This is a genomic window from Alkalibaculum sporogenes (genome assembly GCF_009362815.1).
Taxonomy (GTDB): domain Bacteria; phylum Bacillota; class Clostridia; order Eubacteriales; family Alkalibacteraceae; genus Alkalibaculum_A; species Alkalibaculum_A sporogenes.
This window is the reverse complement of sequence record NZ_WHNX01000006.1, coordinates 23,228-40,822: the sequence shown is the minus strand read 5'-3', so window position 1 is coordinate 40,822 and position 17,595 is coordinate 23,228. Positions and strand designations below refer to the sequence as shown.

24 protein-coding genes are annotated in these 17,595 nt (G+C 29.4%); all 24 read right to left on the bottom strand.

Features of this window, described 5'->3' with window-relative positions; all coding sequences use genetic code 11:
* Position 1: 1 nt before the first annotated feature.
* A complete protein-coding gene (locus tag GC105_RS04990) occupies positions 2–454 on the bottom strand; it encodes an FHA domain-containing protein (protein ID WP_152802362.1) in 453 nt (150 codons plus the stop codon).
* Positions 455–728: 274 nt separating this feature from the next.
* A complete protein-coding gene (locus GC105_RS04985) occupies positions 729–1,283 on the bottom strand; it encodes a SpoIIIAH-like family protein (RefSeq protein WP_152802360.1) in 555 nt (184 codons plus the stop codon).
* Positions 1,284–1,304: 21 nt separating this feature from the next.
* Entirely contained in the window at positions 1,305–1,928 is a 624-nt protein-coding gene (gene spoIIIAG, locus GC105_RS04980) for a stage III sporulation protein AG (RefSeq protein ID WP_152802358.1), read from the bottom strand.
* An 18-nt stretch (positions 1,929–1,946) separates the two neighbouring features.
* Positions 1,947–2,537 carry a stage III sporulation protein AF gene (locus GC105_RS04975; RefSeq protein WP_152802351.1) on the bottom strand — a complete coding sequence of 197 codons (591 nt, stop codon included), beginning with the start codon at positions 2,535–2,537 and terminating at the stop codon, positions 1,947–1,949.
* An 11-nt stretch (positions 2,538–2,548) separates the two neighbouring features.
* Positions 2,549–3,742: a stage III sporulation protein AE gene (gene spoIIIAE / locus GC105_RS04970; protein ID WP_152802350.1), complete on the bottom strand. Its 1,194-nt coding sequence runs from the start codon at positions 3,740–3,742 to the stop codon at positions 2,549–2,551.
* Between the two features lie 9 nt (positions 3,743–3,751).
* The gene (gene spoIIIAD, locus GC105_RS04965; RefSeq protein WP_207706938.1) at positions 3,752–4,144 is read right to left on the bottom strand and encodes a stage III sporulation protein AD; all 393 of its coding nucleotides are present in this window, start codon (positions 4,142–4,144) and stop codon (positions 3,752–3,754) included.
* 12 nt (positions 4,145–4,156) lie between these two features.
* Positions 4,157–4,354 carry a stage III sporulation protein AC gene (spoIIIAC, locus tag GC105_RS04960; RefSeq protein WP_152802340.1) on the bottom strand — a complete coding sequence of 66 codons (198 nt, stop codon included), beginning with the start codon at positions 4,352–4,354 and terminating at the stop codon, positions 4,157–4,159.
* Positions 4,355–4,368: 14 nt separating this feature from the next.
* Entirely contained in the window at positions 4,369–4,890 is a 522-nt protein-coding gene (locus GC105_RS04955; RefSeq protein ID WP_152802331.1) for a stage III sporulation protein AB, read from the bottom strand.
* A complete protein-coding gene (gene spoIIIAA, locus GC105_RS04950) occupies positions 4,880–5,869 on the bottom strand; it encodes a stage III sporulation protein AA (RefSeq protein WP_246169729.1) in 990 nt (329 codons plus the stop codon). Before spoIIIAA ends, GC105_RS04955 begins: the two co-directional genes overlap by 11 nt.
* 167 nt (positions 5,870–6,036) lie before the next feature.
* A complete protein-coding gene (locus tag GC105_RS04945) occupies positions 6,037–6,456 on the bottom strand; it encodes a CD1247 N-terminal domain-containing protein (protein WP_152802329.1) in 420 nt (139 codons plus the stop codon).
* A 157-nt stretch (positions 6,457–6,613) separates the two neighbouring features.
* Positions 6,614–7,171, bottom strand: a complete 558-nt coding sequence (gene efp / locus GC105_RS04940; RefSeq protein ID WP_152802327.1) for an elongation factor P — start codon at positions 7,169–7,171, stop codon at positions 6,614–6,616.
* A gap of 247 nt (positions 7,172–7,418) precedes the next feature.
* Positions 7,419–8,282, bottom strand: a complete 864-nt coding sequence (locus GC105_RS04935; protein WP_152802325.1) for a TIM barrel protein — start codon at positions 8,280–8,282, stop codon at positions 7,419–7,421.
* The gene (locus GC105_RS04930) at positions 8,282–8,827 is read right to left on the bottom strand and encodes a shikimate kinase (RefSeq protein ID WP_152802323.1); all 546 of its coding nucleotides are present in this window, start codon (positions 8,825–8,827) and stop codon (positions 8,282–8,284) included. The genes GC105_RS04935 and GC105_RS04930 overlap by 1 nt, the downstream gene beginning before the upstream one ends.
* 53 nt (positions 8,828–8,880) lie before the next feature.
* A complete protein-coding gene (aroD, locus tag GC105_RS04925; protein ID WP_152802321.1) occupies positions 8,881–9,633 on the bottom strand; it encodes a type I 3-dehydroquinate dehydratase in 753 nt (250 codons plus the stop codon).
* Positions 9,634–9,765: 132 nt separating this feature from the next.
* Positions 9,766–10,368, bottom strand: a complete 603-nt coding sequence (locus GC105_RS04920; RefSeq protein ID WP_152802319.1) for a hypothetical protein — start codon at positions 10,366–10,368, stop codon at positions 9,766–9,768.
* On the bottom strand, positions 10,355–10,900 hold the full coding sequence (locus GC105_RS04915; RefSeq protein ID WP_152802317.1) for a PilN domain-containing protein: 546 nt from the start codon (positions 10,898–10,900) through the stop codon (positions 10,355–10,357). The genes GC105_RS04920 and GC105_RS04915 overlap by 14 nt, the downstream gene beginning before the upstream one ends.
* A gap of 4 nt (positions 10,901–10,904) precedes the next feature.
* Positions 10,905–11,987, bottom strand: a complete 1,083-nt coding sequence (gene pilM, locus GC105_RS04910) for a pilus assembly protein PilM (RefSeq protein ID WP_152802315.1) — start codon at positions 11,985–11,987, stop codon at positions 10,905–10,907.
* Between the two features lie 21 nt (positions 11,988–12,008).
* Positions 12,009–13,103 (bottom strand): type IV pilus modification PilV family protein, encoded by a 1,095-nt coding sequence (locus tag GC105_RS04905; RefSeq protein ID WP_152802313.1) that lies wholly within the window; start codon positions 13,101–13,103, stop codon positions 12,009–12,011.
* Between the two features lie 56 nt (positions 13,104–13,159).
* Positions 13,160–13,660 carry a prepilin-type N-terminal cleavage/methylation domain-containing protein gene (locus GC105_RS04900; protein WP_152802311.1) on the bottom strand — a complete coding sequence of 167 codons (501 nt, stop codon included), beginning with the start codon at positions 13,658–13,660 and terminating at the stop codon, positions 13,160–13,162.
* The gene (locus GC105_RS04895; RefSeq protein WP_152802309.1) at positions 13,636–14,007 is read right to left on the bottom strand and encodes a PulJ/GspJ family protein; all 372 of its coding nucleotides are present in this window, start codon (positions 14,005–14,007) and stop codon (positions 13,636–13,638) included. The genes GC105_RS04900 and GC105_RS04895 overlap by 25 nt, the downstream gene beginning before the upstream one ends.
* Positions 14,004–14,453: a pilus assembly FimT family protein gene (locus tag GC105_RS04890; RefSeq protein WP_152802307.1), complete on the bottom strand. Its 450-nt coding sequence runs from the start codon at positions 14,451–14,453 to the stop codon at positions 14,004–14,006. Before GC105_RS04890 ends, GC105_RS04895 begins: the two co-directional genes overlap by 4 nt.
* 78 nt (positions 14,454–14,531) lie before the next feature.
* Complete coding sequence (locus tag GC105_RS04885; RefSeq protein ID WP_152802305.1) at positions 14,532–15,284, bottom strand: prepilin peptidase; 753 nt, start codon at positions 15,282–15,284, stop codon at positions 14,532–14,534.
* A gap of 226 nt (positions 15,285–15,510) precedes the next feature.
* On the bottom strand, positions 15,511–16,704 hold the full coding sequence (locus tag GC105_RS04880; RefSeq protein WP_152802303.1) for a sn-glycerol-1-phosphate dehydrogenase: 1,194 nt from the start codon (positions 16,702–16,704) through the stop codon (positions 15,511–15,513).
* A gap of 13 nt (positions 16,705–16,717) precedes the next feature.
* Positions 16,718–17,506: an HAD-IIA family hydrolase gene (locus GC105_RS04875; RefSeq protein WP_152802301.1), complete on the bottom strand. Its 789-nt coding sequence runs from the start codon at positions 17,504–17,506 to the stop codon at positions 16,718–16,720.
* Between the last annotated feature and the right edge of the window lie 89 nt (positions 17,507–17,595).

Genomic DNA, 17,595 nt, shown 5'->3' with positions numbered 1-17,595 from the left:
ATTATTCCTCTTCATCTTTACTAACAAATATAAAATCTAGTTGTCCAATATGGATTCTATCACCATCGTTAAGTACAACTGATTCTTCCTCTATTTGCTCATCATTTAAAAATGTACCATTTGTGCTACCTAAATCTTTTATAAGGCAAATATCTTCCTCTATATATATACGAACATGTTCGCTAGAAAGATAAGGATCCTGTATAGAAATTTCATTTCTATTAGAGCGCCCAATACTCTTATCTTCGTCTAAGATATAGCTTTCAAATAATTTAAAATCAAATTTTTCTCTTCTATTAATAAGCTTTAAATAAGGGTAAGCTTCAATACCCTTTTTTGAATAACCCTTCATGGATCGAATATCTAAATATATCATACGTATAATAGAAAAAATAAACACATAAATGATAAGAGTAAAGATATACTTAAATATTGTGGCAATTAGCTCGTACATATTCTGGCTACCTCTTTTACATTATTTAGCTTTATTATAATATAGTATCTTTAATATAACAACAATATCATTAGCGCCTAATATGGTATATGATAAACCTCAAGAAATAGCTTCACTCGTTTCCCTATGATTTCGCGGGTAGTTACTAAATATCTGCAGGAATCTGTTTGATTCATTGTCTTAATAATAAAAAACAGGAACAAAGATTATATTTCTTTATTCCTGACAGTATTTCATATGAGATTAAACTCGTCATATTCGTAGTTCTTATGTACTAAGATTGATCATTATTGTTAGTAGCTATTGATATTTTTTCAATATCAACTCCACTTTCTTTATTTACTATATTTTGAATCTGTGCAGCTTGTGATGTTGTTAATTGCTGTGCATCTACTACCACATTTACATATCCATCGTGAATGAACACAATAGCATCATTAAATCCTTTAGCTCTAATTAAGTTTTCTATGATCATCTCTTGTTCGCTTATTTTAACTAGATTAATAACTTCTTGTTGCGCCATAGTCTTTGTGTCTTTATCTCCATCTTCTTCTTTTGATATATCCTCTAACATAGCAACGCTTTGGCTTCTACTCTTATCTCTTTCAATTTTATAATCTACAAAAAAACCATCTGTTAAAGTAGTTGTTCCTGTCATAACTTCATTTTCTGTTTCTATGTTTACTAGTTCCGCATTTATTGGAGCTTTTTCATTTTCAGCAGTAGTGACACCATCATTAAACAACATATGGTAATTCAAATATCCTACTAATGCTAAGACACCTACTAAACTAAATACTACTAAATTTTTCTTTTTAAAAATATTCACTCTTAAAACCTCCTCTATATTCTATTTCTTTTTAGGATATACCATTACTTTAAACGAAGGTAAATCTAATGCGTTTTCTACACCCTTCATAATCTTATATTTAATATTAGGGTCCCAAACACCTTCGGCTACTACTATAACACCCTTAATCTCAGGATAATTTTCTGTGATAACAAGAGGTTCATTAGCACCATCTTTATTCACCATAATAGCATTTTGATCTTTGTTAATTTGTTCTGTAACTCGTTCACCTCCTTGACTATCATTTTCGCTTGTAATGCTATTTGATTCCTTGGTATTATACGCTATCTCCTTTTGCCCTACACTATAAAATGTAATCATCACATCAACTTGCCCCACACCATCAATTTGTCCTAAAATATACTTTAAATCACCCTGTAATGTTTTTTGATAATCATTATATGCATTTGCTTGAGTATTACTTTGTTGCACTTGCTGTAATTGTTGTAATTGTTTCTGTTCTTGTTCATCAACCACCTGAGGTGTAGAACTTTTAAAAAAATTTGATGCAAAAACCATGGCAATACCTATTAAACATATAAAAGAAATATTAATTATTTTTTCCTTATCATTCATTTTTTTAATTTTTTGAATAATTTCTCTTATGTTTTTACTTAGATTCAACTTTATCCCTCCATATTTTTATTCATTTTTACTAATAGTTATATTCTCATCTTTTAAGTTATAGAAGTTTAAAAAGAAATTATTTATCTTATTTACTGATTTTTCACTCACCATCTCTTCAATCTGATCATCTTTCTTCCCAATATTGATCTTTTTAATGTTTACAATACTACTCTGTGGTTCTTCAATTACAATTACATAAGCTTTATTTATAGTACCAAAACTATCATCGTTCATATCTTCATTTACATCTAACTTAACTTCAACTTTCATGTCTAAGGTTTGATCTATCCTGTTTACTATACTGTCGGTAAGTTTATCTTTATAAACCCTAACCGTTATACTTTCTTGCTTACTAGCCATATCTTGTTCTTCTCCAAAAGTCGTAATATTCTCTTCCATTATGGAAGAATGCTTTAGGTGAAAATCGTCAAGGTATACTTCTCCACCTAACAAGCTAGCAATTGGCTGAACTATTACTAACATTACAATAAATCCTGTAATAACCTTTACATATTTAGCCATCTTATCAGGTAATATCATATTTACTAAAGTTATGGTTATCGTAATAAAAACTATGTTTTTTAACCAAGAAGAAAAGAACTGCATATTTATCCCCCTTATCTATACATTACTGTCATATCACCAAGTAGTACAATTATGCTAATTATCAAAAAGAACATCATAGCAATAACCATTACACAGCCCATGATCAAAAGTATATACGATGACATATCAGAAAGACATTTTACAATTCTTTCATCAGATATTGGCTGTATAATTGCTGCAGCAACTCTAAACATTATTACTAGAACAAACATTTTTATTATAGGAAAAAGGATAATTCCTACTATTATAAGTAATCCAACTATACCCACACCATTTTTAATTATATTAGAAGCACTTATAATAGTATCCATAGAATCAGCCAAAAAACCACCTACAAAAGGAATAAAATTATCAATAGCATATTTCGCAGTTTTAGCACTTAAACCATCTAGTGTTGCCATAGCTACTCCTTGTATAGAAACAAGCCCTAAAAATATAACAAACAAAAACCCTAGAATGTAAAGGGCAGCATCTTTTAATAACTTTGCAAGATTTGACAACTTTATTTCACTAGATATATGGTCTATTAAACTTACTACTGCCGCTCCAATAATTAAAGGATATACTACATTGTTTACTACAGTTCCAATAAATGCTACAATATATAGTACTAATGGACTAAGCATGCTACTACTAGCAATAGCACCAACTGAAGCTAATAGAATAAACATAGTGGGTAAAATAGCTTGAATAAATGTAACCATGGTATCGATTGTCGTAGACGCAAGAGTGACAACTGTAAAAAAACTATTTGCTATCATACCAATAAGTACAAAATAAACTACGTAAAACGCAATATCTCCTACTTGACTTTTGCCAAATGAAGCTGAAATATTTTTAAGAATAGCAGCCATGATTGAAAGAAAGATAATCCGTGCTAACAAATTAAGTGTCAATGTCAGTTCATTAAATAGTAAAGATTTTATACCATCAAGCATAGCTTGTACATCCCAATTTATCTCACCTTTTACTAAACCAAATACAAAATCTTTGATACTTGGATAACTAATTACTCCTTCTAACCCACTCTCTTGATAGTATTCTTCTAATTCTTCTATATTGTAGTGTTCATAAAATTCACCTGTTATATTTTCTAAGATATTAGGATTTTCATTTTCATTTTCGTTTGTGTTTTCACTTGCACATATCTCAACTGAACTTACAAACATAACAAATATCATTATTAAAATAATTTTTTTTATCATAAGCTACTCCTATGGTATCAGTTTGATAATAAAATCTATTAACGATAATACAATGGGTACAGATAAATATATAATTATGACTTTACCTGCTAATTCTATTTTCATCCCGATAGATTTTTCTCCAGCATCTTGACATATTTGCGATCCAAATTCTGTTACATACGCTATTACAATTACTTTCATTAGAATTTCAAAATATCTACTATCCATATCAACTCTACTCCATAACTGCTGAAAACTTGCTAGAATAGGGCCTAAATAAGAGTAGATAAAAAGCAAGATAATTACTCCCGTAGCAATGGAGATAAACACTTGATATTCAGGGTTGTACTTTTTTATAAGCACGATGAACACGGTTCCCATTATTCCAATAATTACGATTTTAAATATATCCATATCCATATCAACCACCATCTAATATAACTGAAACATAGTTTGAATAGCATTAAACAAATCAGCAATCATCGAAATAACCATCATAAGAACTACCACTACACCAGTTAAAGTAACCATAGTAGCCATTTCTTCTCTCTGAGCATTTTTTAATAATTGATTTAAAACTGCTACGACAATTCCTATCGCCGCAATTTTGAATATCATTTGTACATCCATACCATCATCACCCTCTAGATTATTAAGATAACAATAAATAAACCTATGATTATACCAAGTTCCTTAAATAGTTTTGTATACTTCAACTTTTTTTCATAAGCTTGTGTCAATTGAACCTGTAACCTTGACTTTATTACTGTAAAATACTTCTTCTGATTCTCCATATCAGTAGTACCAAGTATATTTCCAAAGTAAATAAGCAACTCTAAATCTTCTTGACTAAGTGATAACTTATTTTTGTTATTGTATAAATTTTCTTCCCATACAGTACATAAAGGTCTATATCCATAACTAGTTAATTCTTCTGAAACACCAATTATAATTTCTTTAAAAGGTGATTTAATTTTATCCGTCAAAGAATCTAATATTTCTATAACTGGAGTAGATGTATAGGATATCTCAGTTTCAAAGTAGTCAATAAAATTAATAAAAGTAAGTAATTCTATGTAGCGTTTTTCATAACTACTAGCCATAAACTTTCCAATATACACACAACTGATAAATATTATCATCAAACCTAATATTTTAAGATACATTTTCTATACCTATTCTAATAATATCTTTTACATCTACCACACTAGAAATAGTTCCTACTCCTTTTGAATTATCTAAAAAGATTATCTTTTCAAACAATCTATCTCTAATCATTTGAGAAATATACGGTCGATTTAATAACTCTTCTATATTTGCACCGTGAACCGTTGTGATAATTTTAATTCCAGCACTTAGCGCTTCATGGATAGAGACTAAATCCTCTTTTGATCCTATTTCATCTGTAACGATCACCTCTGGTGACATAGACCTTATTAAATTTATAATACCTTGAGCTTTTGGACAGCAGTCTAAGACATCAGTTCGAATACCTACGTCATTTTGAGGTATTCCTCTATGACATCCTGCAATCTCACTTCTCTCATCGACAACACCAATCTTAAGTCCAGGGTACTGTTCATCACCAGTACTAAATCTTCTCACTAAATCTCTAAGTATTGTCGTCTTACCCGTCTTAGGAGGACCAGCTATGAGAGTATGAAAAAGATCTTTAGAATCTTTTCGAATTATTTTTGATATCTTTTGCGAGCATCCTTTCACTTCTCTCATAATCCTATAATTTAAACCATTGACATACTTAATAGTCTTGATATTTCCTTTTTCAATAATCGCTTTACCAGTTATACCTACTCGGTGACCACCCTTCAATGTAATAAAACCCTTAGACAGTTCTTCTTCAATAGAATATAAGGAGTATTGACTAAGTAACTGCAGGGAATTATAAATTTCACATTCTCTTACGATAAATGCTTGATCTACACTTTTGACGATCTTTCCATTTTTGTTAATTAAAAAGTCTTCATTACTTCTACATACCATAAGCGGTTTATTTACTCGAAGTCTAATTTCATCAATCTCTAATAGAAACTTTAGCTCTAAACTACCTAGAATATTTTTAATATTTAGATCCATACCTTTAAAAATAATTTCATGAACATCATTGAGTAATCTTTGGTTTGACATTTTAACTATCCCCCTTGTCCTAATTATATTTATTAGAACGGTACTAGAAATATACCAAAAAGTTGCAAGTTATCAATTCTTATATTTAATACTTATTAATCTTCTCTATAAAAAAAAAGGTCAATCCTTTAGGGATTGACCTTTTTTGCTTAATACTTACTTATTTATTATTCTTGACAACCGCATTCGCAATCGTCATCATCACAATCGCATGTTTCAATTTCAACTACTTGTCCACAACTAGGACACTCAATTTCAAATTCTTCATCTTCCATCTCTTCGAAATTGGTTATGAAATCTTCTCCACAATTTGGACACTCTACTTCATAATAGTCATCATCATCATCATCTTCATCTAAGTCTAGGCTATAAACTTCATCTTCTACTTCCATGAGATCTTCATCGATTAACTCTACATAATCTTCTAAATCATCGTAAGCATCGCCGATCCCAGCAAGAGCATCTGTCATATCCTCTAGAATATCGACAATTTTGATAAGTACTTTTCCTTCTTTAGAAGATTCATCGACACCAAGTCCATCACATAAACCCTTTAAATAAGATACTTTTTCATTAATATATTCCATTCCAATTCCTCCTTTACAATTTAATTATACCCAACTGTACACTTTTATAATACATTATATTAAATAAAAAATCTACCCTTAATTTGGAAAACTAGATTAGTTGTAAATAATTGTAATGTTACAGTTACAGTAGGTATTAGCTTCTGCTATAGGCTATTTAAACTCTCTCCATATAGTCACCAGTTCTCGTATCTATTCTAATTACATCCCCTTGCTCTACAAACAATGGTACCGTAACTGATGCACCAGTTTCTAATATAGCTGGTTTGTTTGCTCCTGTAGTAGTATCTCCTTTAAAACCTGGTTCAGTTTCAGTAATTTGGAGTTCAACGAAATTAGGTGGAGTGACTGAAAAAGCCTTATCTTTATAAAACTTAATAGTAGCATTCATATTATCTTTTAAATATTTAATAGCATCTTCAACTTGACTATAATTTAATGGAACTTGCTCATAAGTTTCCGAGTCCATAAAATAATATAAATCTCCATCATTATAAAGATATTGCATTTCCTTTGTTTCAATATGAGCTTTTGGGAACTTTTCACTAGGATTAAAAGTTCTTTCTGTTGTAGATCCACTTATAACATTTTTTATCTTTGTTCTTACAAATGCAGCACCTTTACCTGGTTTAACATGTTGAAAATCAACAATAGTAAATACATTCCCGTCTATTTCAAATGTAATACCTTTTCTAAAATCACTAGCAGATATCATAATACCCCTCCAAAATAATTTTTCCAATTTTTTATAATAATAAACATTAAACACTTAACTAAATATAAAGTGCGTAAACACACTTGTTCTTGAATAATTTAATCCAATATATTATTATGTTTACTACTAGTATACCTAGAATGCAACTTGATAAATCACTTATTAATATTAACATAAACTACCTGTATAATCTATATTAAATACATAATATTCAAACTCTATCTTTAATTAATAGATAGCTAATATACTATTTCTTTATACTTAATTTTTTATACTTTTCATATATACTTCTCAATGTAATAGCATCCTCTAACATAGTTCCCCTAGATTCATTTATAACCCTTCCAGACAATTTATACTCCACAAGTAGTTTTGCTAAAGGTTCAAAATCAGGACCATATGCCTTTTCATGGTAACTTCTATGTCTTTTTTCACCATTTATACCGTATTCAACTCGGGTAAAGTGAATGTGAAGTTTATTTAGCTTATCTTTACTTAAGTTATTTACAATAAAGTCAACAACTTTACGGTAATCCTCGTCTTCTTTAAAAAGACCTCTATATCTAGCATGTATATGTGCAAAATCAAATGTAGGAATAATCTCAGGTGCCATTTTAGACAATGAAATAATTTCGTCAATAGTGCCTAGATGATTTGCTTTTCCCATTACTTCTGGGCACAAGAAAATACCTTTAAAATTGAATTTATAGTAATTGTCTAGTATTAACTCCATGCTTTGTCTCACTCTTATTAAATCCGCATCTTTACCTTCATCAGATATACTCCCTGGATGAAATACTACTCGATCTGCTCCCATCCATTGGCAGTATAACATAGATTTAAATATATCTTGAACAGACTTACTTCTGATTTCTTCGTCTGGATGAGACAAAGAGATAGAGTACGGCCCATGTAAACTCAATTTAATATTGTTCTTTTTTACCTCTTCACCCATTTCTTCAGCCTTTTTCTGGCTAATATTCAGTACCTTAGTAAATGGATACTCATAGGCATCTAAACCATTTTCATTTAACCACTTAGGAATCTCACTTGCTCCCTTGTATTTATTATAAAAGTCTTCATTTCTACCTGAAGGACCAAAACAAAACATCAAAACACCTCTTTATGACCAGATAACTGTGTACTATTATTATAGTTTTCAGCAATATTATTTACTATACTTGTAATATTCCCAACATCTGTTTTAATCGTATAATGGCACACTCTATAGTATTTATATCTTTTATGCAACAACTGTCTAATTGTCCTTTCGGGATGAGCAGTATTAAGCAATGGTCGTTCTTTATTATTCTTAATTCTAAAATATATATTACGAGGTTTAGCAGTGAGATGAACAACAAAACAATTTGCCATCAATATTTTTCTATTCTTCGCGTTTAGTATTATACCCCCACCTGTGGAAATAACTTGATGAGTATTTTGAACTATTTTTGTTAATGCTTCTGTTTCTTTCTCTCTAAAATGTGACTCACCATATTTTGAAAAGATTTCTTTTATGCTGGTATCTTCGTATTCTTCAATAAACTTATCTGTATCAATAAACTCATAGCCTAGCTTAGTAGCTAATTTTTTTCCAATGGTTGATTTACCTGTCCCCATAAAACCAATTAGCGCTATGTTGTGACGTTTTTCCATTTGTTATCTCCTTTATTATACCCTAACCAAAAAAGTGCTAACACAAACTGTAATTAATCTCTAAGTGAGCAAAGTATTTTTTTAAGCTTTGAAATCTCCAATTGACCAGGAGCAGATGAAGAGTTTTTAAGAGATGCAAATGTAATTATGGACCCAAAAAAACCTCCACTTATTCTACTAATTTTTCCTAATTCACCCATAGACATAGATATTATAGGTATATCTAACTTTTCATAAGCTTTTGCCGTAGTAGATAGCACCTTAATTACATCAAATTTACTACTTGGCATAGTAGCTATCTTGGCCACATCCCCACCTAGATCTTGCGCTAGCTTTAGTTTGTCCATTAAAAAATTTTCATCTGGAGTTTCTATAAAATTATGATAAGAAAGTACGCTTTTTATTTTATTTTCTTTTAATTTATCAAGTATTGGAATTATTAGTTCGTCTCCTATAGAAAGTTCTATGTCTATCATATCTACTTCATCACACGAAGAAATAACATGGTATAAATCTACCATCTCATTAACAGTATAGCTCCCTTGACCACCTTCTGCACAACTTCTATATGTAATAAGTAAAGGAATATTCTTTACTCTATTTCGTATATCAACTAAGATACTAGATAAATTGTATAACATCTGCTCTTGCCATAAGTCAATTCTCAATTCAATAATATCTGGCTCACTTAATATAGCTTCGTCTAATTGTTTTGTAATATTCTTGAGTTCATTGCCTGTTATAGGGATACAGATAGCTGGATTGTTTTTTCCTAAAATTTTGCCGCGAATATCGATAATTTTCATATAAATACCTCCTAAAACTAACCTTAGTGTATTATTCCATATAAAAAAGAAAACTACAAGATAAATTAGTTTTCTTATGTTGTGCCTGAAATGATTATCATATCTAATATAATCAAAAAATAATATCTTTTCTTAATCAAAAGTATCATTACTATCCACAAAATTGTACTCTCTAAATGGCTCTTTCCCTTCTTTTACTAAAGCAAATACATTAGCAACAAGGTTTACTTCAATTTTTTCATTTGCATACCTATAGCTAATTTCATCAACTACAAGTTTTCTTTGATTGCTATATAATAATTCTAAATAATTCTTAATTTGTTGATAATTACCCTCTAAAGCTATATTAACACTAACTTTTTCTAAATATGTTCCGTCTTCATATTGATCAGATACTCTTTCTGGCAGCATAAATTCCATGGAAGTATATTTAGTATTAGCCTCATCTCTTATGCTCAATAACTCTAAATAAACTAATGGTAATTTCATATCCAAAGGTATCTTTTGATCTAACTGTCCCTTTTTATAGTTTACTTCTTGCTCTTGATTTACTAATTCACCAGCATCCTTTAAATGCTTTAGTTCTATTAGTATATTTTTATTTTCTTTAAGTTCTTGGCTATTAGCTATATATTCTTCATATTTAGGTATGAATAAGTAGAAGATATAAAGACCTAAAACAACTATTATAGCTAAGGCGTAAAGTAGTAATTTCTCTCTTCTACTCAACTTCACTTAGAACACCTCCATCAACAGCATATATAAAGGATACTTTAAATTTAATTTGATCTGTATATTCCGCGGACTCTATCCAGATTTGTGTTATTCCGTTTAATTTATAGAGATTAGCTGCAAAATCAGCTACTTCTCGATCATCATTTGCTATTCCATTGATGACCATACGACCGCCTTCACTTACTTGTTCAATAAATTGAATTCCTACAGGTACTAATTTTTCAATATCTTGCATTAATAAATAATGGTTTGTACTTGATTTATCAATTTCTAGAATTATTTCGTCTTTAAATTGTATTTCCTTTTCCATTTTTTCAATATTCGTTTTTGCACTTAAGATATCCTCAACACCTTGAATATCTTGTCTTAAAACATAGCTCTCACGCCTATTAATGTAATCTAAAACATATATACTCAAATATGATATGATAAGTAACAATATAAAAACAAATACAATATATAAAAATTTAGTTTTTTCTGTTGATTTATTACCCTTAATCATATGCTCAGGAAGTAAATTAATATCTCTCATTGTCCTACCGCCTTCTAATAAAAGCACCTAATGCATTAACTATTATACTTAAGTCATTTGGTGATTTTAATTTACTTATATTAACGTTATTTAGCGTATCAATAATCTGTGTATTTACGTTTACATATTGTTGAATATACGTATCTATCGTTGGAATGAGTGAACTACCACCTGATATTAAAATACGATCTATTTTCTTTTTAGTAGACATTGAAACAAAAAACTCAATTACCTGATAAATATCTAAAGTTATATTATGAAAGATCTTGTTTATTTCATTATATAAGATGCTTTCGACTTCATTCTTTGATTCTTTAAAAAGAAATTCAAAATCATTTTTATGTTTCCACTGTTCAGCAGTTTTTAAATCTAAATCTAATGTTTGTGATATTACTTTTGTAATATCTTTACCTCCATGATCTAAAAACCTATGAAAAAGTATCTTGCGATCTTCTATAAACGTAACTGCAGTTTTTTCATGTCCCATATCGATTATAGCTAGGTTTTCCTCAGCTATTGTTTCTCCTTTTTTTGTCATTATGTAATTATTTTCACTACTAAACAGCTTGAAAATACAATTAGATTGAATATCTAGTACATTTATTTTATAGTTTGCTTGACTAAAACAATCTAAGTAATCATTAACTATACTACGATCAATAGCTACTCCTTGAACTTTTAACATAACAATCTCTATATTTTCTTCATTATCTATAGAAAATTCATCAATAATATTAGCGTCTACTATATACCCATCTATTTGTTCAGGTAGTAATACAGACATTTCAAATTTTATTGCTTCTTTTATTTCATGATATTCCATTTTAGGTAAATCAAAATTTCTTAAAACTATATTATTTGAAGATAATACAACTCGAATATCTTTTGATTTTACTTTAACTGTCGTTAGTGTATCTATTAATTTCTCTTTGTTAACTATCTTTCCATCGTATATAGCATTTTCAGGAGTAGGTATAATCTCATAATTTTCAATTGAAATAGACTTGTCCTTAATATATCCAGTAAGAATTTTAATATTTTTGCTACCTATATCAAAGACAGCGATTTTATCTTCCTTTGCAAACAAGGTAATACCCCCAATAGCATTTTACTCAACTTCATTCCATTTTATCATATCTAAATAACTAGAGGGGATATTATTCACAAGGTCTTTAGATAAAAATTGTCTAAGTCGCTCTAATACCTCTTTATCATAAGTTAACACACCATTAAAATACGATACATGGCTATGGCTTATAATAGAAATATTACCAGTTATACTGGCTTTTATATTTATATTCTCAGTATTATGACCAAATATCAAGATCATTCCTTTAATGGTTGTACTCTCTCTAAATAGTACTTTATCTACATTGTCAATAATTATGAGACCTTCAAAATTTAAGTTTTCTACGATAAGATTTTGAACATTACTAATAATAAGAACATCCCAAACTCCTTCTTGTGTAGGATTTAACCTAAAATCTAGATTTATATCTTGTTTTTTTCCATCTATAGTATATACTATATCTTTATACTCGTTTCTTAGCCAGTCAGTATAATCACTTACATCATCAACTAAACAATACATTAAATCGGTATCTACTTGATTATAATTTTTAAAGTAATTATTCTTATCACCATTTCTTATATCTATATTACCTTTAACATCCATATCTAAATTACCATTTGTTAAATAATTTATCTGTAGATTTTTAGTTACTCCAATAGTACCAGGGTATATAGAATCCTTTAACTTTATATTATGTAAGTCTTCTATAATGAGATTTCCATTATTATATATGGAATAATTAATAAGTTTGTTAAGATCTACTTTACTTGAATTAGTCACTAAAACACACTCGAATTTTCTAGTTATATTAGAAGATTTACCTTGGGCAATAATCTTTTTACTTGTAGGACTAAGTACAATCACTTCGTATTTATACTCTCCAGTATCTAATTTAATCCAAGACGTATTGTACACCGAATTCCAATTAGATGATAACAATGACAACGCTTCTTCCTGAGCTGAAAGTGCTAGAAAATACGCACGTTGGTAATGAGAATAATTTAATATTGATTGAAACTCATAAAAGGATAAAAACACCATGGAAAAAACTACTATGCTAATTAATATCATCACTATAATAGTAAAAAAAATAGTAGTGAAACCTCTTTGCCTTTGTAATTTTTTTATCATTATATCACCAGCCTAAGTTTCTTCAGACTCTAAAAACTTACTTTTACTACACTATATCAATTATTAATTGTCACTGTTTTATTCATTAATCTTACAACTTTTACAATCTCATAGTTTTTTTTATTATAATTAGTTTCTAAACATATAATAATATTGCCTTCAGTATAATATAGAGCAAAGAAATCTATATCAGCAGCAATTTGAGATGTGCTACCTTGACCTATACTATTTAGAGCTTTATCTGTTTTAGTCTTAAAAAGAATACTATTGTTTAAACTATAATAATTGAAGTATTCTGGAGATTCTAGATCCTTTAAATAAATTCGATCGTTGACTATAAATATAATAGGTGTAGCTCTAATCTGCCTTTCAAGAGTAATTGACAAGTACCTTAGATTTTCTGCATTATAAGTATCCGTGTACAATTTGTCATAGGTATCATACTGAAATTTAAAGGTAAATAAGAGTGTAGTCAATACAATTATTAAAAGAGCTAAACTAATTATAAGTTCAACAAGCGTAAAACCTTTCCTTAATTTATGTAAATCTGAGTACATAGGCTTTCATACCGACTTTCTTTATAAATTATTTTTATAATGTATAAATTGTCATGAGAGATTTGTGTAATACTTACATAATAATCCCCACTATCATCTTTGTACTTTGTTGATATATCCCATATTATTTCAGGTGTAATTTCAGATATATCATCATAACTTTTCATTTCGTCAATTACATTTTCTAATGTGCCTTGGCCATTTTGTACTAATCTGTAGCGCTCTACTGAAATACTATGAGCATCTAATGCAAATTTTAGGCTAATAAACATACTAATACTTAGTATTGAAAAAATAAATACAGATACTACTACTTCTAATAAGGTAAAAGCCCTATGTTTATTCATGATCCTTCCTTTAGATAAATTCTACCGCTTGCTATTTGCACCACAATAGTCATTTTATCTCCCATTTGATTTTCAAAGGTAAAGTGACCTCCAAGGTTTACAGTGCCTATCGGCCTAAGTTCAAGACGCTTTGCATTGTATGTATTAGACGTAATAAAGATAGAATCTCTAAATTCTATCTTTTCTGTCTCAATAGTCTCTTTTATTGTCTGAATATAGATTTTATCCTTATATATTATAATTTTTCTAGTATAACCATCTATTACAGCATTGTTTTTACCTACAAGTAGTGCCTGTAGTACTTCCCTTGATTGAGTCTTTAAATTTTGTCTTTGAACAAAATTTCTAAGTGTATCACTACTGATAAAAGTAATACATATTAGTAAAGAGAATATTGCAAGAGCAACTACTATCTCTACTAAAGTAAAGCCTTTGTTCCTTTTCATAATTCATCGCCTCACAATAATTATTACTATAGTTTAGCTTGTCTGTATAAATATTTTTACAAATCTAACTTCTTATATTTAAATCATAATGATACTTATATACCACTTTATAATAGAATCTCCCCAGTGCATAGATATTAATGTTGCTATTGCAATCCATGGTCCAAATGGCATTGGTTCTTTTCTCCCTTTTACTTTGGTAATTAGCAATACTACTCCCAAAAAACCTCCTAATATAAAAGATAAAAATAATGATAGTAGTGCTAACTCCCATCCCAAGAATAGCCCTAACATAGCCATGAGCTTTACATCTCCTAATCCCATGCCATTACCTCGAGTTAGTAATACGAGAACTAGAAGTGGAACCATTCCAACTGTAGCTCCTAATACCGCATCTAACCAAGGTATAAAGGAGAATACTAAGTTTAAAATTATAAAAAGGATTAAACCAAATATATTTAATTGATCTGGAATAATAAAATGATCTATATCAATAAATATTATGGGAATAAGCAAGCTAGTGATTAACAAGAATCTTATTAATTCAGAACCAATTCCTACTTGTATATATGTAAAAACAAATAACACACCTACTATAAACTCTACGAAAGCGTATCTATATGACACACTTGTCCCACAGTAACGACATCTTCCCTTAAGTATAATCCAACTAACAATTGGTATTAAATCTTGAGGTTTTAACCTAGAATTACACGTTTGACAATGTGATGGTGGTAACACAATAGATTCTTTCATAGGAACTCTGTAAATAACTACATTTAAAAAGCTGCCCACAACTATCCCTAGTACAAACATGAATAATATGAACAAAGTAAATCCTCCTTAATCCTTTAACATTAAAGATTACATTATCGCGGTTCAATAACAGTTGATTATTTAATGGTAATTATATCCTATTTATTATTGTTTGTATACGCACAATTTATAGTTCATGTAAATAAAACTCACATAAGCATAAATTAAATCTGTACTCTTGTAAGATCTAATTAAAATGTTAGGTGAGTTTTATAATATTAAGATTTCACTGTATTATGTCTTACTTTTTATAGAAATATTGAATCAAATATTCGCCAGCATCGTCTAATACATCTAAAGAATGTAAAAGGCTAAATATTGTATATCTCTCCCTTATAAAACCAGCTTTATTAACTATTTCTCTTAGAAGATCTTCGTTTAAATTGTAGTCTTTTGGATTAATTGATAATCCTATTGTTTCTAGCCACTTAATCACATCTTCTTTTCGTGGTAAATATTTTTTAACTGCGTCATTAATTACACTAGCATTATCTAGATTTTTAAACGGTTCACATTGTAGCAAGTACTCGTAAAGAACTGTTGCAACTAATGTGCCAAACCCTACAGTAATGCCATGTGAAGGTGGCAAGTCTCCATTTTCAATTGCTTTCATTACCATATAGTGGGACACTAAATGCTCTGATCCTGAAGCAGGTCTAGTATCATCTACTAGTGCCATGCATATCCCAGATAAAACTAATGCGTCTATTAAATTTTTAATAGCTATGGGATCTCTATGTGTAATTTTGCTTGCATCTCTTATACATAAATCAGCAGATTCTTCAACGAGCTTAACAGTAGCATCACACCAATATTCATCGTTAATATGTTTAGATAAAACCCAATCTGCAAGTGCTGTCTTTTTACCAATAATATCACCAAAACCTGCTTGTATTAATTCATATGGGCAATCTTTTATTACATCAACTTTACCGTATATAGCTGTAACTGTTGATCCCTTAATGGTTTTTTTTACTCCTTTATACATGAGTGATGATCCTGCTGCAGCATAACCATCCATAGAAGGAGCTGTCGCAATAGTCACTACTGGAACCTTAACTCTATCACCAACCAATCTGCTTAAATCATTAATCGTTCCAGATCCAATAGATATAATACCACAAATACTTCTATCTGTAGTCATAAGTATAGTTCCCACTGCCTTCTCATCTGGTATTAGCTTTTTATCGTCAAATTCCAATATAGATATAATAAAATCACTTTTTTCCATAATTTCATATATGCTTTTATTTATTTGTTCATAAGTATGTTTATCTGCAACAATAAGTACATGTTTGCCTTTAAAATGCTTATCGCAAATATGGACAATATCTTCTGGCTTAAATTCAAAATCAACTTCTTTTATTTCTACTTGATGAGTCTTCCCACAATCACATAAAATTTCTTTATTAAGTAATGTATTTAAATCAGTCAAAACTTCATCTCCTTTATAAAGTGTCTATTATTTCTTTTACTGAAGGAAAAATATAATCTGCATTTATTGGAGATTTTTCATAATCATCTATATTAGTTTCTCCAGATAAAACTAATATAGATGTAAAGCCTAAATCTACCCCCATCTTAATATCTGTATATAACCTGTCTCCTACCATAGCTAATTCTTGTTTTTCAAAACCACAATTATCCATTATTGCATCAAGCATATAACTTTTTGGTTTACCAATAATAATAGGCTCTTTTCCAGTAGCTGCTTTAATGAAGGCAATCATAGCACCTACATCTGGCATGACCTTATTATCCTCTAGAGGACAATTCAAATCAGGATGAGTGGCTATATAGGGTACTTTTCTTACATAGTCACAAGCTGCCCATAACTTATTGTAGGTTAATGTAGTGTCAAAACCTAAAACGACACAATCTACATCAACATCTTTATCCGATATCACTTCAAATCCTTCTTTTTCAAACGAACGAGTTAAAGCATCTGTACCAAGCATAAATATTTTTTTATAATTAGTATGTTTTTTAAGGTAATGAATAGTTGCATCCCCAGAAGAGAATACATCATTTTCTTCTGCATCAATACCTAATCCTTTAAGTTTTTTTATATATGCTAGTTTATCTTTTGATGAGTTATTTGTCAGGAAGAAGTACTTTATTTTTTTTTCCTGTAAAGTATCTAAAAATTCCTTTGCACCATCTATTAACTTATCTCCTAAATATATAGTACCATCCATATCAAGCAAAAAACATTTTATATCCTGAATTCTATTCATTTTAAACCTCCCGTCTTAGAAACAAAATTTGGCGTATTTTATGAATTAAATATACAGAATTTAAATAACTTTAACCTCAGTAATAATTC